Annotated in this window: 21 protein-coding genes; 14 read left to right on the forward strand and 7 right to left on the reverse strand. The window is 44.2% G+C overall.

The window, feature by feature from the left end; genetic code table 11:
- Nucleotides 1-327 precede the first annotated feature (327 nt).
- On the reverse strand, nt 328-1,011 hold the full coding sequence (gene bshB2 / locus ACFSCZ_RS18560; protein ID WP_380776284.1) for a bacillithiol biosynthesis deacetylase BshB2: 684 nt from the start codon (nt 1,009-1,011) through the stop codon (nt 328-330).
- A 117-nt stretch (nt 1,012-1,128) separates the two neighbouring features.
- Nucleotides 1,129-1,482 (reverse strand): YojF family protein, encoded by a 354-nt coding sequence (locus tag ACFSCZ_RS18565; protein ID WP_380776287.1) that lies wholly within the window; start codon nt 1,480-1,482, stop codon nt 1,129-1,131.
- A 378-nt stretch (nt 1,483-1,860) separates the two neighbouring features.
- Between ACFSCZ_RS18565 and mobA the strand changes: the two genes are divergently transcribed.
- From mobA to ACFSCZ_RS18590, 5 genes are read left to right on the forward strand one after another with little or no spacing between them, the layout of a single operon-like run.
- Nucleotides 1,861-2,484: a molybdenum cofactor guanylyltransferase gene (mobA, locus tag ACFSCZ_RS18570; RefSeq protein ID WP_380776290.1), complete on the forward strand. Its 624-nt coding sequence runs from the start codon at nt 1,861-1,863 to the stop codon at nt 2,482-2,484.
- Nucleotides 2,444-2,911 carry a molybdenum cofactor biosynthesis protein MoaE gene (locus ACFSCZ_RS18575; RefSeq protein WP_380776293.1) on the forward strand — a complete coding sequence of 156 codons (468 nt, stop codon included), beginning with the start codon at nt 2,444-2,446 and terminating at the stop codon, nt 2,909-2,911. The genes mobA and ACFSCZ_RS18575 overlap by 41 nt, the downstream gene beginning before the upstream one ends.
- 1 nt (nt 2,912) lies before the next feature.
- Nucleotides 2,913-3,137, forward strand: a complete 225-nt coding sequence (gene moaD / locus ACFSCZ_RS18580) for a molybdopterin converting factor subunit 1 (protein ID WP_380776493.1) — start codon at nt 2,913-2,915, stop codon at nt 3,135-3,137.
- Between the two features lie 5 nt (nt 3,138-3,142).
- A complete protein-coding gene (locus ACFSCZ_RS18585) occupies nt 3,143-4,171 on the forward strand; it encodes a ThiF family adenylyltransferase (protein WP_380776296.1) in 1,029 nt (342 codons plus the stop codon).
- 30 nt (nt 4,172-4,201) lie between these two features.
- The gene (locus ACFSCZ_RS18590) at nt 4,202-4,984 is read left to right on the forward strand and encodes a YhfC family intramembrane metalloprotease (protein WP_380776299.1); all 783 of its coding nucleotides are present in this window, start codon (nt 4,202-4,204) and stop codon (nt 4,982-4,984) included.
- 37 nt (nt 4,985-5,021) lie between these two features.
- Here the strand turns inward: ACFSCZ_RS18590 and ACFSCZ_RS18595 are convergent, their stop codons facing one another.
- The gene (locus tag ACFSCZ_RS18595) at nt 5,022-5,345 is read right to left on the reverse strand and encodes a YflT domain-containing protein (protein ID WP_380776302.1); all 324 of its coding nucleotides are present in this window, start codon (nt 5,343-5,345) and stop codon (nt 5,022-5,024) included.
- A 156-nt stretch (nt 5,346-5,501) separates the two neighbouring features.
- On the opposite strand from ACFSCZ_RS18595, the gene ACFSCZ_RS18600 reads away from it, so the two are divergent.
- The 3 genes from ACFSCZ_RS18600 to ACFSCZ_RS18610 all read left to right on the forward strand — a co-directional run bounded on the left by ACFSCZ_RS18600 (nt 5,502) and on the right by ACFSCZ_RS18610 (nt 6,927).
- Entirely contained in the window at nt 5,502-6,182 is a 681-nt protein-coding gene (locus ACFSCZ_RS18600; protein WP_380776305.1) for a uracil-DNA glycosylase, read from the forward strand.
- Nucleotides 6,183-6,268: 86 nt separating this feature from the next.
- On the forward strand, nt 6,269-6,538 hold the full coding sequence (locus ACFSCZ_RS18605; protein ID WP_380776308.1) for a DUF5327 family protein: 270 nt from the start codon (nt 6,269-6,271) through the stop codon (nt 6,536-6,538).
- Between the two features lie 17 nt (nt 6,539-6,555).
- Entirely contained in the window at nt 6,556-6,927 is a 372-nt protein-coding gene (locus ACFSCZ_RS18610) for a DUF423 domain-containing protein (protein WP_380776311.1), read from the forward strand.
- Nucleotides 6,928-6,997: 70 nt separating this feature from the next.
- On the opposite strand, the gene gerQ is transcribed toward ACFSCZ_RS18610, so the two are convergent.
- Complete coding sequence (gene gerQ, locus ACFSCZ_RS18615) at nt 6,998-7,435, reverse strand: spore coat protein GerQ (RefSeq protein WP_380776314.1); 438 nt, start codon at nt 7,433-7,435, stop codon at nt 6,998-7,000.
- 414 nt (nt 7,436-7,849) lie between these two features.
- Nucleotides 7,850-8,599, reverse strand: coding sequence for a hydrogen peroxide-dependent heme synthase (gene hemQ / locus ACFSCZ_RS18620; protein ID WP_380776317.1), 750 nt, complete (start codon nt 8,597-8,599; stop codon nt 7,850-7,852).
- 172 nt (nt 8,600-8,771) lie between these two features.
- On the opposite strand from hemQ, the gene pta reads away from it, so the two are divergent.
- Together pta and lipL are read left to right on the forward strand one after the other, a co-directional pair.
- Nucleotides 8,772-9,752, forward strand: a complete 981-nt coding sequence (gene pta, locus ACFSCZ_RS18625) for a phosphate acetyltransferase (RefSeq protein ID WP_380776320.1) — start codon at nt 8,772-8,774, stop codon at nt 9,750-9,752.
- Between the two features lie 25 nt (nt 9,753-9,777).
- The gene (gene lipL, locus ACFSCZ_RS18630) at nt 9,778-10,614 is read left to right on the forward strand and encodes an octanoyl-[GcvH]:protein N-octanoyltransferase (protein WP_380776323.1); all 837 of its coding nucleotides are present in this window, start codon (nt 9,778-9,780) and stop codon (nt 10,612-10,614) included.
- Between the two features lie 249 nt (nt 10,615-10,863).
- On the opposite strand, the gene ACFSCZ_RS18635 is transcribed toward lipL, so the two are convergent.
- Nucleotides 10,864-11,604 carry an RsfA family transcriptional regulator gene (locus tag ACFSCZ_RS18635; protein ID WP_380776326.1) on the reverse strand — a complete coding sequence of 247 codons (741 nt, stop codon included), beginning with the start codon at nt 11,602-11,604 and terminating at the stop codon, nt 10,864-10,866.
- Nucleotides 11,605-11,804: 200 nt separating this feature from the next.
- Here ACFSCZ_RS18635 and ACFSCZ_RS18640 point away from each other — a divergent pair, with 200 nt between their 5' ends.
- A complete protein-coding gene (locus ACFSCZ_RS18640; protein ID WP_380776328.1) occupies nt 11,805-13,106 on the forward strand; it encodes an HD domain-containing protein in 1,302 nt (433 codons plus the stop codon).
- Nucleotides 13,107-13,132: 26 nt separating this feature from the next.
- Nucleotides 13,133-13,645, forward strand: a complete 513-nt coding sequence (locus ACFSCZ_RS18645) for a YwgA family protein (protein WP_380776331.1) — start codon at nt 13,133-13,135, stop codon at nt 13,643-13,645.
- Between the two features lie 251 nt (nt 13,646-13,896).
- Here ACFSCZ_RS18645 and ACFSCZ_RS18650 read toward each other — a convergent pair whose 3' ends face one another.
- Complete coding sequence (locus ACFSCZ_RS18650; RefSeq protein WP_380776496.1) at nt 13,897-14,112, reverse strand: 2-hydroxymuconate tautomerase; 216 nt, start codon at nt 14,110-14,112, stop codon at nt 13,897-13,899.
- Between the two features lie 105 nt (nt 14,113-14,217).
- Between ACFSCZ_RS18650 and ACFSCZ_RS18655 the strand changes: the two genes are divergently transcribed.
- Together ACFSCZ_RS18655 and ACFSCZ_RS18660 are read left to right on the forward strand one after the other, a co-directional pair.
- Nucleotides 14,218-14,874 (forward strand): site-2 protease family protein, encoded by a 657-nt coding sequence (locus ACFSCZ_RS18655; protein ID WP_380776334.1) that lies wholly within the window; start codon nt 14,218-14,220, stop codon nt 14,872-14,874.
- A gap of 22 nt (nt 14,875-14,896) precedes the next feature.
- Entirely contained in the window at nt 14,897-15,409 is a 513-nt protein-coding gene (locus ACFSCZ_RS18660) for a YwhD family protein (protein WP_380776337.1), read from the forward strand.
- The last annotated feature ends 509 nt before the right edge of the window (nt 15,410-15,918 follow it).

A 15,918-nucleotide genomic window follows, 5' to 3' on the forward strand; every position in this document is an offset into this window, starting at 1 on the left:
ATTTTGTATGGAGCAACTTTATCACCGCCATATTTTGTTATTTTTATTTTAACAAATTAAAACGGTGAAAGAACAAATATTATAAATAATTAAAAAGGCTGTCGAGGGTTTCTCGACAGCCTGAGCCTGAGCTTTCTCAGGCTTTTAGATATTTAAATGTGTAACGATCCGATGACCGGCTCCGATGTACAGGATATACTGGTGCGGCCAAAGCCGCAATGTGGCTGCCTGAGGCGGCCGGCCGGCGAACAGGATGGTTTAGCACCGCGGCGTATCGGTGTACTGGATGCAAGCGTAGCGGGCACTTGTACAAGGAGCTTGATTTTCTTATTGAACTTGGTCATTATCCCAGTCATATGTCCAAAACCGTTCTCGCAGCATCCGTTCTGTCCAGTCGGGGTTTTTTGCTGCCACACTTTCGAGCATTTCATCCATCATCCAGCCGGTTTGGGATACATGAGCTTTTAACACTTTAATTTTTCTCTCCCATACGTCTGTGATGTCGTGAACGATATGGGGTACGCCGAGCTTTTCTTTATGGTCATTGGAAAATGCCACGAGATGAAGATTCGGCCTGTTTTCCTTAGGCAGCCTGCGAACCGCACGGATCACTGCCCGCGCTGTTGCTTCGTGGTCAGGGTGGACAGAATAGCCGGGATAAAAGGAAATAATGAGGGAAGGGTTTAGCTCTTCTATCAATTGAAAGACCATATTGGCCAGTTCCTCATCATTTTCAAACTCCAATGTTTTGTCACGATATCCCATCAGCCGTAAATCCGTAATTCCCATGATTTCAGCTGCTTTTTCAAGTTCAGCTTTTCTGATCTGTGGTAAGGACTCCCGTGTGGCAAAGGGGGGATTTCCCAGATTACGCGCCATCTCTCCAAGCGTTAGGCATGCATATGTCACTGGCGTGCCGCTTTCGATATGTTTCATCATTGTTCCGGAGACTCCAAAAGCTTCATCATCCGGATGAGGGAAAATCACTAATACATGCCGTTCCTTTTCCATTGGCTTCAGCTCCTTCAAAAGTCTCTGTCTAATTTTTTTTTAAAAAAAGGTACACATCTATCTTGACTGTATCCTGCCGATAGTTCATGCGCGGAGCCCGGCTCCCTGCTTTATATATTAATTAAAAGGGGTTTTGCTTAATTGTAAGGCAACGGCAAGCTTGCCTTCAAAATCAAGTCCTGCCAAAAGTAAGCTGTCTTGTTCGTCTATTTCAAAATGAGTCAGGCCTTCTGCGTACACCCATCCAAACGGCATTTTCAGCCCAACCCTGTACGGGCCCGAACCAACAATTTTTCCATGCTCGTAACAGATTTCCGCGTTTCGGATATAGGCACCTGATGAAAAAAATGATTCATCTTTATGTGAGGCATATGCCCCGTTGGTTGTTTCCAGATGAATAAAGATATTTTCGCCCGCAAACTGATTAATCATATGCTGAACCTGCTGAACGTTTATTTTTTCCAAAACCATTGGCCTCCTTCAACTAGTGGACATAACATCATTTTACTAAAAAATCACTTCGAATACGAAAGATAGGATTTAAGGCCGGTTGGGTACTTTGTTCACATATAATTTATTGTATGGAAAGATGTCCGGATATTTGAAGGCCGATTCCGAAAATAGGCAAAACGCTGCCAAAGGATTGACTTATGAAGGACTAGAACCAGTATGTTCTGTGGATAATGAAACGGAAATCTCCGGATGAATGAGCAAATGCCGTCAGTAGATGCGCCTGAGGCATTGCGATGAAAAACGTTTCCGACTGTTGTCATGTCCCAAGAGATCTCCAATTTCTGTTATAATAATAACAAATCTTCATAAATACATATTTTCAGGAGTGCCAGTGCCTTGGTTACGATCATTTTAGCCGGAGGAAAATCAAGCCGGATGGGACAAAACAAAGCGTTGATGAAAGTAGGCGGGACCCGTGTAATTGACCGCATTGCTTTTGAAATGAGGCCGATATCCGAGAAGCTGATTGTCATCGCAAATCACCCGGGCTCCTACAAAACATTAGATGCTCTTATCCTGGAAGATGATCTTGAATTTAAAGGACAGGGTCCGCTGGCGGGGATTTACACCGGCTTAAAGGCAGCAGAGTCAGGCCCTTGCTTAATTGTGGCCTGCGATATGCCGTTTGCGTCAGCTGAACTCGGCGTCAAACTAATCACGCTGTTACAAAAGAACGGCAGGGAGGCGGTGATCCCTGCTCAGGATGGTCAAATACACCCTTTATTTGGGGCTTATCATGCAAAGATTGCCGATGCAGTCAAGCGTACGCTAAGGGATGGCAAAAGGTCAGTGAAAGCATTGCTGGACCAGGTGAATACAGAGTTTTTTGAGATAGAAAAAGAAACGGACGCGTTCTGGAACATGAATACAAGGGATGATTACATCGCAGCGGTAAAGAAAGCGGAGGGGAGAGAAAAGCATGGGATGTACCATTACGAGGGATCCAATAAAAATAGATGAAATATATCAGCAGGTTGTCCGAAGAGAAGCAGGGGCTGTGACCGTGTTTGTCGGTACTGTCCGGGAATTGACGCATGGAAAGAAAACGCTTTACCTTGAATATGAAGCATATGAATCGATGGCATTAAAGAAAATGGAGCAAATCATTGATGAAATCAAACAGAAGTGGCCAGCCGTAAAGCAGGCAACGATGATTCATCGGATTGGCCGGCTGGAAATAACCGACATTGCCATTGCGATTGCGGTATCTTCACCGCATCGTCCTGATGCGTATGAAGCGAACCGCTATGCGATTGAAAGGGTTAAAGAACTTGTTCCGATTTGGAAAAAAGAACATTGGGAAGACGGGGAAAAGTGGATTGGAAATCAGCAGGGAACAAAAGAATACACTGCGGGAAAACCGGAGGAGAGTGATTTACTTGAATAAGGTGATGTTATTTGCCCAGCTTAAAGAGGATGTGGGAAAAAGCTCTTTAGAAGTGGAAGCCGCAGGAAAAACAGTTGCAGAGCTGCGTGAACTCCTGGAAAATGATACCTCATTGGGAAGCCTGGACGGAATTATGGTGGCCGTAAATGAAGAGTTTTCAAAAGATGACAGGGTCATTAAAAAAGGCGATGTTATTGCTTTGATTCCTCCAGTCAGTGGAGGTTGATACAGATGGATCCGCAAATGGAACGGTATTCACGGCAGATGCTCTTTCAGCATATTGGCCCTGAAGGACAAGAGGAGATTGGCAAGAAACATGCGCTGATTGTCGGAGTTGGTGCGCTTGGAACCCATACGTCTGAGCTTCTGGCAAGGGCTGGTGTAAGGAAACTGACACTGATTGACAGGGATTATGTAGATCTAAGCAATTTGCAGCGGCAGCATCTTTTTACTGAAAAGGATGCATTGGAGAAATGGCCAAAGGCTGAAGCGGCTAAAGAGAAACTTCAAGACATTAACAGCTGTATGGAAGTGGAGGCGGTTGTTGCACAGGCAGATGCCGCTCTTATGGAAAACCTGATCAAGGATGTTGATCTTTTAGTCGATGGAACCGATAACTTTGAAACCCGTTTCTTATTGAATGACCTGGCCCATAAATATAACATACCCTATTTGTTTGGTGCTTGTGTCGGGAGTTTTGGCATGGCTTTTACAATTATTCCCGGTGTCACACCGTGTCTTCAATGTGTAATCAAAAGACTGCCGCTCCAAGGGCAGACATGCGATACAGTCGGTATCATTGCACCTGCCGTCCAAATGGTTACCGCCCATCAGGGAGCTGAAGCTTTGAAAATCCTTTCAGGCCGTGGGGAGGCTGTAAGAAAAACGTATGTTTCCTTTGACTTATGGGAAAATGAATACTTGTCTTTAAAGGCGGGCGCTTTAAAGGAAAGCGGTTGTTTGTCCTGCGGGGAAGAGCCGTCTTACCCATATCTGCAATCCGATCAGGAAATGAAAGTCGCCGTGCTTTGTGGCCGTGACACGGTTCAAATCAGGCCTGCTTCCGGTGAGGGCCTTCCGCTGGAACAATTGGTACAGCAGTGGCAGTCCGCCGGTCTGAAAGTTGGGGGAAACCCATTTCTCATTTCCGTTCAAAAAGAAGAGGCAAGAGCCGTCTTCTTTAAAGATGGCCGCGCATTGATTCATGGAACAAAAGATCTGAATGAAGCACGTAAAATCTATCATTCTCTTATCGGTTGACGTCCCTGTTAAAAGAAAGGAGAGAGTTTCTTGGTTTCATCATTTACGATTGCTGCCATTGCCATCTCTCTGCTCATTTCAGCAGGGACGCCGATTATTTTATGTATTATTTTTAAAAAGAAGTTTCAGATCTCATTTAAAGTTTTATTCATCGGTGTATTGACTTTTATTGTGTTTGCTCAAATTCTGGAAGGATTGGTGCACAGTTATTTCCTCATGGTCAATGATTCAACCAAAGCCCTCCTGGAAAATGTCTGGCTTTTCATGCTGTATGGGGGATTTATGGCAGGAATCTTCGAAGAGACAGGCAGATGGATGATGATGAAATATGCATTGAAAAAGTATAGGGAATGGAAGGATGGCTTGACATTTGGACTGGGGCACGGTGGGATTGAAGCGATAATGATCGTAGGCATCAATAGTGTAATTACTCTTGTGCTGGCAGTTATGATTAATCAAGGAGCGTACCATTCTCTTTTTACGGGTGAAACAGCGGCAGCCATGGCGCCCTTATATGAACAGTTGACTGCTTTGCCTGCATACATGCACCTTTTTGCCGGATTCGAGCGGCTTGGTGCTTTAACGATCCATATCGGACTTTCTATCCTCGTCCTGTATGGAATTAAAACAGGTAAAAAGAGATTTTTGTTTTATGCTATTCTTATCCATGCAGTGCTTGATTTTCCGGCAGCTTTGTATCAGAAGGGGATCATCAGTATTTTTGTTGTAGAAGGGTACCTGCTGCTGCTTGCGGCTGCCTTTGTCATTTGGATTGTCAAATCCAGAAGGCTATTTATCTCAAAGGAACGCTAAAAAATCCCCCTGGCAGGGGGATTTTTAATGATGGATATTAATGTTTTGCAGCCACTAAGACAAGTGCACCGCCGTCCAATACTTTTTCATATTTCTCGGCTTCTTCTTTACTTAGCCCCACAGCTTCAAATTCTGTGCGAAGCTCGTCTCCTCTTTTATTAAAAATATTTTTAACGGAATCTACCAGTCCTTGCTCAGACATACCCACTGCACTAGTATCCAATGCATCCGTCAAGTCTTTCTCACGCTCTTCGCCGTGCGCAAATAGATAGATATCGTCTTTTTCATAACCTTGTGCCATTAAGTCATGAATGATGTCTTTTGCCTGCACACCATTTTCGCAGATTTTTACAGTATTCATGATATTCCTCCTTTAATCCATCTGATTCGTTTGTATCCCATCAGATGTGCTAGTGTATATATATCCTGCCCGCTGCACATTAAACATGGGATGTTTGAATCTCTTTTTGAAAGGTGAAAGATTAATTGAGCTTATTGAAGAAGGAGAGTGGGATCAATGGGAAAGAAAATACTGGATAATGATTGGTGGCCTCTTTTGGAAGAAGAGTTCCAGAAACCTTATTACCTTCAGCTGAGGGAGTTTTTGAAAAAAGAATATGCAGAAAGAACAATCTATCCTCCTATGCATGATATATTTAATGCTTTAAAATTTACTCCGTACGATAAGGTAAAAGCTGTTATGCTGGGGCAGGATCCATATCATGGACCCGGTCAGGCACACGGTCTGAGCTTTTCAGTCAGACCTGGCGTAAAAGTTCCGCCATCCCTTAAAAATATTTTAAAAGAGTTAAAAGATGACGTGGGCTGCAGCATTCCAAATAACGGTTATCTCGCAAAATGGGCCGAAGAAGGGGTTCTGCTGTTGAACACTGTGCTGACTGTGAGGGCAGGGCAAGCGCATTCACATCGTGGAAAAGGGTGGGAAATATTTACAGATCAAGTGATCTCTTTAGTGAATGCAAAGGAAACGCCTGTTATTTTTATCTTATGGGGGAAACCTGCCGAGGAAAAAATCCGGCTGATCGATACTGAAAAGCATACAATTATCAAGTCGCCGCATCCAAGCCCATTTTCGGCAAACAGAGGCTTTTTCGGGAGCCGTCCATTTTCTAAAACCAATAAACGTCTGCTGGAATTAGGGAAAAACCCGATTGACTGGCAGATTCCAGACGTATAAGATCATTCTTCTTTGATTTTTGTCCTTATAACTACTATGCTTATAATTGCATTGAGGATGATAAAAGAAAGGCTGGAGCATGCTGTATGTATATTACATATGAGTCTCTTATTGCTAAGATGGAATCTGAACTTCAAAAGGCAAAACATGCAAAAAATCATGAAGAAAGGCACGGGCATTTATTTGCAGTCAAAGCGCTTGCAGAATTATCATTAGATACAAGGGAAGCCATCGAAAAGGAACAGACGCAGCCAGTGAAGGTTCTTAGTAAGCAGGAGTCTGTGAAGCGATTTACTTCTGTGGACGAAAAAGAAGATCAGGATCTGGACAGCGATATGTCCATTTTTGATTTTTAACAAAAGAGGGTGGAAAGATGAAATTGTTTATCATTATCGGGGCGATAAACGCCTTGCTTGCAGTCGGGCTTGGAGCTTTTGGTGCACATGGTTTGGAAGGGAAAGTGGAACCCAAATATCTGGATACATGGGAAACTGCAGTTAAATATCAGATGTACCACGCTTTGGGTATTATTGCGATTGGATTGCTTTCCGGCCATGTATCGGCAAGCTCTCTGCTAAACTGGTCGGGATGGCTGATGCTGATTGGTATTATCATATTTTCCGGAAGTCTCTATGCCCTTACGCTGTCTGGAATTAAAATTTTAGGAGCGATTACTCCCATTGGCGGTGTGGCTTTTCTAGTCGCCTGGGTGCTGCTGATCGTATTTGCGGTGAAATATTTATAGCAATTAAACCTCACTTCGCTTAAAGTGAGGTTTTCCTTTTATTTGCAGCTGGGGGGGGGAAGTGAACAGTTCACCTTGCTGAGGGGCCGGGAAAATGATATTCATAGTCTATCGGTTCTTGGAAGATCACAAAATCTACGTTTACCATTGGGATGAGGACCCGGTTCCCTGTTTGCGGATCACTCAATATTACATAATCGCGTCCCGCCGCCTCGATGACACCTTTGAAAATTTTTGCATTCCATTCGGTGTTATGTTCATAGGTTGTATAAACCTCTACAAGCTTTCCTTTGTTTAACCGAAGAATGTTTTCAATATAGGACTCCTCGGCAGGCAGCCTTCCCGGGACATTACCGCTTCCTTTGGCCGGCGCCACTCCCGGGGGCGGGTGCATCGGCTGCTGCTGTCCGGAAGGCATAGGCATTCCATAAAACGGGGGCGGCTGTATATACGGCATGGAACCCTGCGGATAATATCCGGGGGGTGGTTGGTTATTTGGATGTGCCACAGCGTTTCCTCCTTATAGATCATGGATACATTCTATTGTTGATGCTTATGCAAAAATAGAAGAATTCATGCCCGTCAGGAGTAAATGAAAAACCCTCCTGACAAGGAGGGAACAAAAATAATATTGTTTTTCTGGGTAGCTGAGGCGGCTTGAGTTCATAGGTCAGACGCTGCTGAAGGCAACTGCCTTCTTCATCGTCTGCTCGAGGTCGCTTCAAAAAAACCAATGAAGGTAAAAAACACCTTCACTGTTTTTTTCTCCAGCGCTAGTCGCCCGCCCTCCGCTTTTCGAGTGTCCAGCTGCGGTCGGCAGTGGCTCGAGGTCGCTTCAAAAAAACCAATGAAGGTAAAAAACACCTTCACTGTTTTTTTCTCCAGCGCTAGTCGCCCCTAATCGGCCGCCCTCCGCTTTTCGTTATACATGTAAAAATCGATCGATACCGCTGTCTTCCAGCAGATGGCCGACAAAGAATTCACCGAATTCTGCGTATCGGGCACTGACCTCATCAAAGCGCATTTCGTAAATCAGTTTTTTAAACTGGAGTACATCATCGGCAAAAAGGGTAACTCCCCATTCATAGTCATCGAACCCGACAGAGCCGGTAATTATTTGCTTTACTTTGCCTGCGTATTGACGGCCGATCATGCCGTGGCTGTACATCAGGTCTTTTCTTTGTTCCATAGGAAGCATGTACCAGTTATCGTTTCCTTCTCGGCGCTTGTCCATCGGGTAGAAGCAAATATATTCTGTTTTTGGAAGAATGGGATACAAGCGTGAACGAACATAAGGGTTTTCGTATGGGTCTTCATCGGAGTCCCCAGCCAAGTAGCTGCTTAGTTCCACTACAGAAACATAAGAATAGGCAGGAAATGTATAATCCGCAATCATCAGCTTATTAAATTCATTTTCCAATTCATTCAGTTCAGCCATGGTTGGACGCATAATCATCAGCATCATGTCCGCTTTTTGTCCGACAATCGTATAAAGAGCGTGGCTTCCTTCTTTTCTTTCTTGTGTATCCTCGAGCTTTGCAAGGTATTGCTTAAATTCATGAATAGCTGTTTGCTGCTCATCTTTCGTCAGCAGCTTCCATGCTGCCCAGTTGATTGTCCGAAAATCATGAAGGGCATACCAGCCATCCAGTGTTTGTACCGGTTCACTCACAGCAATCACTCCTATACAAAATGGTTCTGTTACTACTATAGCACAGTTTCTCCATAACCTCCCTTTTCAACCGTATTGTTAATAAAGATGACACGAAAGGTAAATGCTGTGATGAAGAAGAGGAATATGAGATAATTTTCATAAATCAATTTCAACCTTGGAGGTGGCCGGTTTGGATGGTTTGTTTCAGGAGCTGAAAACTAAGGTATTGGGATGGAATCGAAAAATTGTCTTTCCGGAAGCCATGGATTCCCGAATTCTTACAGCAGCTGGAAGACTGGCAGAAGAAGGGGTTTTGACGCCTGTACTGATCGGCAACATAGAAGATGTTCAGGGGAAGGCTCATGAATTGAAGATTTCATTGGATAAAATGGAGATCTATGATCCAAATATTTATGTCGGCATGGACGAAATGATTCAGGCGCTTGTTGAGCGAAGAAAAGGAAAAATGACTGAGAGTGAAGCAGCTGAACAGCTCCTGGACCCCAATTACTTTGGGACGATGCTTGTGTATCTCAAGAAGGCGGATGGCCTCGTAAGCGGAGCTGTTCATTCAACTGCAGAGACTGTGCGCCCTGCATTACAGATCATTAAAATGAAAGAAGGGATAGGTAAAACATCCGGTGCTTTTTTAATGATCAAGGGTGAAGAAAAGTATATATTTGCTGACTGTGCCATTAATATCGCCCCGGACAGCCGGGATCTTGCTGAAATTGCTGTAGAAAGCGCCAAAACTGCTCAGATGTTTAACATTGAGCCAAGAGTCGCCATGCTTAGCTTCTCCACGAAAGGATCAGCTGTTTCGGAGGAAACTCAAAAGGTCTCGGAAGCTGTTAAATTGGCGAAAGAACGATTTCCGGAACTGTTGCTGGACGGTGAATTTCAATTTGATGCAGCCTTTGTGCCTTCGGTAGCGCGAAAAAAAGCCCCGGATTCCAGTATTCAAGGGGATGCTACCGTATTTGTTTTTCCTGGTCTGGAGGCAGGGAACATTGGTTATAAAATTGCACAGCGCTTAGGGGAATATGAAGCTGTGGGTCCTATTTTACAAGGTTTAAAGGCCCCGGTGAATGACCTTTCCCGAGGATGCAGCGAGGACGATGTGTATCATCTCGCCTTGATCACGGCGATGCAATCATTACAGGTAAAATAATTTAGAGAAAAAGAGGATCGGGTCAATGGATGGAAAACAATCACTCTTACATCAAGAAACATGGCGGATCATCGATCAGTCCACCCCACATATGAACTTTCATGCACTTCAATCCTTTGCAATGGACGATACGCTTTGCCAATCTGTAGGAAATGGAAGCTCTCCGGCAATTGCAAGAACCTGGGTTCATTTTAAGACGGTGGTGCTGGGTATACAGGATACAAAGCTGCCGGCGCTTCACGAAGGTCTTCAATTTTTAGAGGCTAATCGGGTGGATTGGATTGTCCGAAATTCAGGCGGTCTTGCAGTTTTGCTTGACGAAGGGGTACTTAATATTTCTCTCATTTTTCCCGATACCGAAAAAGGAATTGATATCAATCGGGGGTATGACACGATGTTGGAACTGGTCCGCATGATGTTCGGAGATATTCACCAACCTATTGCGGCTCGCGAAATTGTCGGGTCCTATTGTCCCGGTAGTTATGACTTAAGTATTGGCGGTAAAAAGTTTGCAGGGATTTCCCAAAGAAGAATCAGAAGGGGAGTAGCTGTCCAAATTTACCTTTGTATAAATGGGAGCGGACAAGAAAGGGCGGCCCTCATTCGGGAATTTTATAAACAGGCGAGATCTGCCGAATCTGAAACTATTATTTACCCTCAAGTGCGTCCGGAAGTCATGGCTTCCCTGTCGGAACTGTTGGGGGAACGCCTATCGATTCAAGACATGATGGTTCGGTTGTATACAGCTTTGAAAAGTGTAAGCGAAAGAATTTATTCAAGCCAGCTTCAGGGAGAGGAGCTCGAATGGTACGCCAAGTATTATGAGCGGATCATTGATCGTAATAAAAGAGTACTATTATAAGGAGAAGGCCCGGATTCATAGTCCGGGCCTTGTTTATATAAACTTCCCCCAGCTCTTAAGTGGAGCTGTGGAAGTGTGCATCAGAATGGTTTATTCTGATTTAGTCAGATTTGCTTTGCTGCAGCGCCCAGCGACTGGCAAACTTGGCCCTCCTGTCAACATTGGCTCCTGCGTCGTCGTGTTTCCTTTATCTCATTGCGAAGGTCTCCAGTTTGTACGCCGCTAAACGGGCACCTTCGCTTTTCCTTATCACTCTGCCATTTTCTCCAGGTTTCCGTTTTTATCCATTTTAAATGTAGAGGCCTGGCGATCATCCTCATCAAATAGGACCAGTTTCCTTGCACGATTCAAAATCTTCATCATGGTCTCATAGTCTTCCTGCATGGTAACAGAAGAATCTTCCAGCTCTTCAATTCTGGCTTTGAGCTGTGTATTTTCAGCCGATAGATCTTTGATTTCTCTTTTCAATCTCTCATTCTCACTCTTTAAAATGTCCGCATGGAATTCAGAGTGATGCAGCTGCTGTAAATAGGCAATCACCTGGCCCAAGTTTAGTTGACTGGTACTCTGATTTTCTGGCAGAGAAGACGGAACGGCCACTTCCGAAGCCAGTTCCATATTTTCGCCTGCTGTGTTAAGGCTGGATGGCAAATCCAACATTTCGTCACCGCTGTTACTCAGCGGAGCCTGGATTTCTTCCAATGATGGGACCGGCGGCTGATACAGCAGCTTTTTCTTCCCGCCCTGGTCTTTTCCGAGCAGGCGTTGTCTTTGTTTTCGCTGTTTTTTCGCTAGATCCAGCGCTTTCTCATATTGCTGGCGAACAACGGCATTCCATCTAAATCCGCAGGCAGCAGATGTCCTGTTCAATTTGTCCCCCACTTCTTCGAATGCATTTAACTGTGTACTTCCTTCACGAACGTGGCGCAGTACAGTTTCCGCCAATAGCAAATCGTTTTCCTCCGTCCAGGCATCCTGGCGTGTTTTCATTTCATTCAACTCCCTTATTTACAAGTTCTTACTCCAAGCATGTACAAATCATTCATTTTTTATACCAATATGGCAATAAATTGATAGTTTTTCATAAAAGATCAACCGTAATGACTGTTTTTTAGTTCCTTTTCCTTCCCTTTCCTTTGACAAAAGTTACCGCTATAATAGAAACATGATAGAAAGTGAGAGGGAAGCTGATGTTGGATTCCAGTTTCAAATTAAGCGAGGAAAAAGTATTTAAAGATCCTGTCCATGGCTATGTCCACGTTCGTGATAAACTGATCTGGGATCTCATTGGCACGAGAGAATTTCAACGGCTCCGCCGGATTAAACAGCTTGGAACCACGTATTTGACCTTTCACGGTGCGGAACACAGCCGATTCAGCCATTCGCTTGGTGTATATGAGATTATCAGGCAGATTATTGATGAAGTGTTTGAAGGCCATCCCGAGTGGGACGACGGCGAAAGGCTGCTCTCCCTTTGTGCGGCACTCCTTCATGATTTGGGGCATGGTCCATTTTCCCACTCCTTTGAAAAAGTATTTGATTTGGATCATGAGCAATTTACAAAGAAAATTATTTTGGAAGATACAGAAGTGAACCGTGTCCTTCGGTCGGCTGGAGCTGATTTCCCGCGAAGAGTGGCAGAAGTGATTGGAAAGACGTACAATGACAAGCTTGTTGTAAGCTTGATCTCAAGCCAGATTGATGCGGATCGAATGGACTACTTGCAAAGAGATGCATATTTTACAGGTGTCAGCTACGGTCATTTTGATATGCAGCGGATCATGCGTGTCATGAGGCCGAAAGAAGACCATGTTGTATTTAAATCCAGCGGTATGCATGCTGTCGAAGACTATATCATGAGCCGTTATCAAATGTACTGGCAGGTCTATTTTCATCCTGTTACTCGGAGTGCAGAAGTGATTTTGACCAAAATCCTTCAGCGAGTCAAAGCGTTGTTTCAGGAGGATTATCCATTTAAACAGGAGCCTGTCCATTTTCGTTCACTCTTCGAAGGGGATGTGACACTGCAGGACTACTTAAAGTTGGATGAGCCGGTGATTCTCTACTACTTCCACATGTGGGAAGAGGAAGATGATCCTATTTTGCGTGATTTATCAAGGCGCTTTATGGACCGGGACTTATTTAAATATGTGGAATTTGATCCTGCTCAACATTATAAAACGTTGAGGGAACTTGAAGATTTATTCCGAAAAGCCGATATAGATCCTGAATATTATTTAGCTGTTGATTCTTCGTCAGACTTGCCGTATGATTTTTATCGGCCGGGGGAGGAAGAAGAGCGGCTGCCCATTCATCTGCTCATGCCGAATGGAGAACTATCTGAACTGTCAAGGGAATCTACCGTTGTTCAGGCTATTTCCGGAAAAAGAAGAACCGATCATAAATTATATTACCCCAAGGATTTGCTGATAGACCCATCGGGTAATACAGAGCTAAAGCAACAGATCCTGTCTGTTTTGAGAAAATTTTAATTGATAGTGGGGGTTGAGCAACTATTATGCTGTATGATCATCAAAAGTTAATGAGTGTGTTTGCCTTGGCCGGAGAAATTGTGGGCAGAAAAAAGCTCCAGAAGATGGTGTTTATCGCAAAGAAAATGAAATTTCCCTTTCAGGAAAAATTTGAATTTCATTTTTACGGCCCTTACTCAGAGGAACTAACATTAAGAGTTGAAGAATTGTGCAATATTGGTTTTGTAAAAGAAGTAAAAGAGGATAAAGGCGGCTACAGTCAGTATCGTTATTCGATCACACCGTCCGGACATGAGTTTTTTGAATCCGAATCCATTGCGATCCCCCAGCTAAAAGAATGCCTGACGTACATGAATGAACAGAGCTCCCGTTTTTTAGAGCTGGTTTCCACCATTTTATATTTTGAAGATTTACCTCAAGACGAAGTCATTGCAAAAGTAGCGGAACTGAAAAGGAAACAAAATTATTCCCTGGAGGAAATCGACCAAGCATACATATACATAGACAAATTGAGAAAGACAGCTGATTCGCACGTGTAGCGAGTAAGCTGTCTTTCCGGATGATGAGCAGAACATGCGCCATTGTCAGTAAGCAGGTCCCTGCACTTTAAACTTTAAGAGGTGTCATGGCCTGAAACCGGGTGGGGGCGTATAGAAACGTCTGCTATAGCAGGCTGTTAAAAAAGTTTATGTAATAGCCGGCTTAAAGTGTGAAAACACCGAATGTATAAACTTTTTTAGCGTATAACCTTACAGTCCGGTCTCATACGCCTCTGCCGGCTGCAAATAAATTACTGATCGCTGGCTCTTTTTCCGGCAACGGCGAAATGGTTTTTAGCCATTTCTTCGATCACGACTGTGACTGCTTCTTTGGATGCTCCTGTTGTGTCAACAACAGCGTCTGTCACCTTTTCCACCAGTGCCTTTTTCTGGTCATCTGAACGTCCTTCCAGCATTTGTACAGTAATAATTGGCATACTCTGATCCTCCTTGTAAATATCGTACATAAAAAGTGTATGCATTTTTTTCTGTTGGCGCAAGAACAATGAGGAATATATAAATATCTTGTATAATGAACCAATAGAAATAAGTGATCAAAAGGGGCTGGATATGTGGAGAGATTTCTTGCGTTTCCTTTAGAACAAATACCGCTTGTAGCTGCTGTATTATTAATAGCTTTTACGGTGCATGAATTTGCACACGCCTATACAGCGTACAAATTTGGGGACACCACTGCAAAAGAACAAGGGAGGCTTACCCTGAATCCCATCCAGCATCTGGATCCGATTGGAACGCTTCTGATTTTTATTGCAGGATTCGGCTGGGCACGGCCTGTACCTGTGAATCGCTACCATTTTAAAAATCCGAGACTTGCCGGCATCTTGGTTTCTCTCATGGGACCAATCAGTAATTTTGTTCTGGCTTTTCTGGGGACAGCTATTCTTGTTGTGCTCATGGTTTCCGGACTGTCGGCGGAGCTCCCGATTTTTGTCACACAGTTTTTTAATTTATTCATTTGGCTGAATGTACTGCTGTTTGTTTTTAATCTGCTCCCCGTACCGCCTCTGGATGGTTATCGGATTGTTGAGGATCTGGTCTCTCCTTCGCTCAGGGCTAAAATGACGAGGTATGAACAGTACGGATCCCTAATCTTTTTGATCTTGGTTATCACGCCATTGTCGCGTTATACGATCAGTCCGATCTTAAATACGGTTGTCCCGTTCTTTGTGAACAGCATACAAAGTATAATTGTCATGTTATTGAGATAGAAAAAAAGGAGGTAACTTATGCATGGCAGAAAAAAAGAGAAAGCTGGAATTTAATATTATCAAAGATGACCCAACCATGGGTCATAAAGGATATGGTGTGGGGTCTCTAAGCTTGGAAAACATCACACCTGTACTGCTGGATGCAGAGGCAGGGGAGGCGTGGATCGAAGAGCAAGCGATGCATGCCCGCAGCAAGACGGAGCGCGGAGTAAAATATGTCAAGGACAGAAATGAGTTTCCCGAAGACGGAGCAAAAAAATACTGGGTTATTTGGGTCGCGGTTGATATTAAGGAAGAAGGCCCGTATTATGCAGGTATCGGAGCCTGTGAACTATTAATAAATCGTCCGGCACGCCGAGGATTTAAATCCATGCCGGAACATGTCAACCATATGGACAAGGCAATGAAGGGAATGGTCATTGTCGATCATATGGATGCTAAATCCCGTAAAGTTCTTGCAGATTTCCTGAAAGACCATGACAAGGGAATGTGGGAGCGTTCAAGTGCTGAGTTAAAAGAATCATTTGAAAAATAATGGATGAAGTGTAATTTTGAACAATCTATGACAAAGGAACAAGGGTCCCTTGCCGATTAATGGGAAAGTCAGTAAACTGGATATAGTTTGCACAAATGCAAACTGGGACACAAGAAAAGCGGAGGCTCCTTGCTCAGCCCCGACAAGCATAAGACAAGCACAGAAGAAGGCGTAGTTTGCCTTCGGCTGTGGTGGGCTTATGACCTCGAGGAGCTAGGCGCAGCAGCTGGACAAGAAAAGCGGAGACCGCCCGATTATCGGCGACAAGCGCTGGAGGGCTGGCTGGAGAAGGCGTTTTTTGCCTTCTCTGGCCAGACTGAAGCGACCTCGAGCCGATGGCGGCCGTAGCTGGACAAGAAAAGCGGAGGCCGCCCGATTATCGGCGACAAGCGCTGGAGGTCTGGCTGGAGAAGGCGTTTTTTGCCTTCTCTGGCCAGACTGAAGCGACCTCGAGCCGATGGCGGCCGTAGCTGGACAGTAGAAAAGCGAAAGTTCCAAATCAAAAAAAC

Source organism: Siminovitchia sediminis, from assembly GCF_042680885.1.
GTDB classification, from domain to species: domain Bacteria; phylum Bacillota; class Bacilli; order Bacillales; family Bacillaceae_C; genus Siminovitchia; species Siminovitchia sediminis.

What these genes read in the sequence shown, in the direction of transcription:
- lipL (WP_380776323.1), top strand. Translation starts at nt 9,778, where the DNA reads ATGGATGGAAAACAATCACTCTTACATCAAGAAACATGGCGGATCATC.
- ACFSCZ_RS18645 (WP_380776331.1), top strand. Translation starts at nt 13,133, where the DNA reads ATGCTGTATGATCATCAAAAGTTAATGAGTGTGTTTGCCTTGGCCGGA.
- ACFSCZ_RS18660 (WP_380776337.1), top strand. Translation starts at nt 14,897, where the DNA reads ATGGCAGAAAAAAAGAGAAAGCTGGAATTTAATATTATCAAAGATGAC.
- ACFSCZ_RS18575 (WP_380776293.1), top strand. Translation starts at nt 2,444, where the DNA reads ATGGGATGTACCATTACGAGGGATCCAATAAAAATAGATGAAATATAT.
- bshB2 (WP_380776284.1), bottom strand. Translation starts at nt 1,011, where the DNA reads ATGGAAAAGGAACGGCATGTATTAGTGATTTTCCCTCATCCGGATGAT.
- ACFSCZ_RS18595 (WP_380776302.1), bottom strand. Translation starts at nt 5,345, where the DNA reads ATGAATACTGTAAAAATCTGCGAAAATGGTGTGCAGGCAAAAGACATC.
- ACFSCZ_RS18565 (WP_380776287.1), bottom strand. Translation starts at nt 1,482, where the DNA reads ATGGTTTTGGAAAAAATAAACGTTCAGCAGGTTCAGCATATGATTAAT.
- ACFSCZ_RS18635 (WP_380776326.1), bottom strand. Translation starts at nt 11,604, where the DNA reads ATGAAAACACGCCAGGATGCCTGGACGGAGGAAAACGATTTGCTATTG.
- ACFSCZ_RS18605 (WP_380776308.1), top strand. Translation starts at nt 6,269, where the DNA reads ATGTATATTACATATGAGTCTCTTATTGCTAAGATGGAATCTGAACTT.
- ACFSCZ_RS18610 (WP_380776311.1), top strand. Translation starts at nt 6,556, where the DNA reads ATGAAATTGTTTATCATTATCGGGGCGATAAACGCCTTGCTTGCAGTC.
- ACFSCZ_RS18640 (WP_380776328.1), top strand. Translation starts at nt 11,805, where the DNA reads ATGTTGGATTCCAGTTTCAAATTAAGCGAGGAAAAAGTATTTAAAGAT.
- ACFSCZ_RS18585 (WP_380776296.1), top strand. Translation starts at nt 3,143, where the DNA reads ATGGATCCGCAAATGGAACGGTATTCACGGCAGATGCTCTTTCAGCAT.
- ACFSCZ_RS18600 (WP_380776305.1), top strand. Translation starts at nt 5,502, where the DNA reads ATGGGAAAGAAAATACTGGATAATGATTGGTGGCCTCTTTTGGAAGAA.
- ACFSCZ_RS18650 (WP_380776496.1), bottom strand. Translation starts at nt 14,112, where the DNA reads ATGTACGATATTTACAAGGAGGATCAGAGTATGCCAATTATTACTGTA.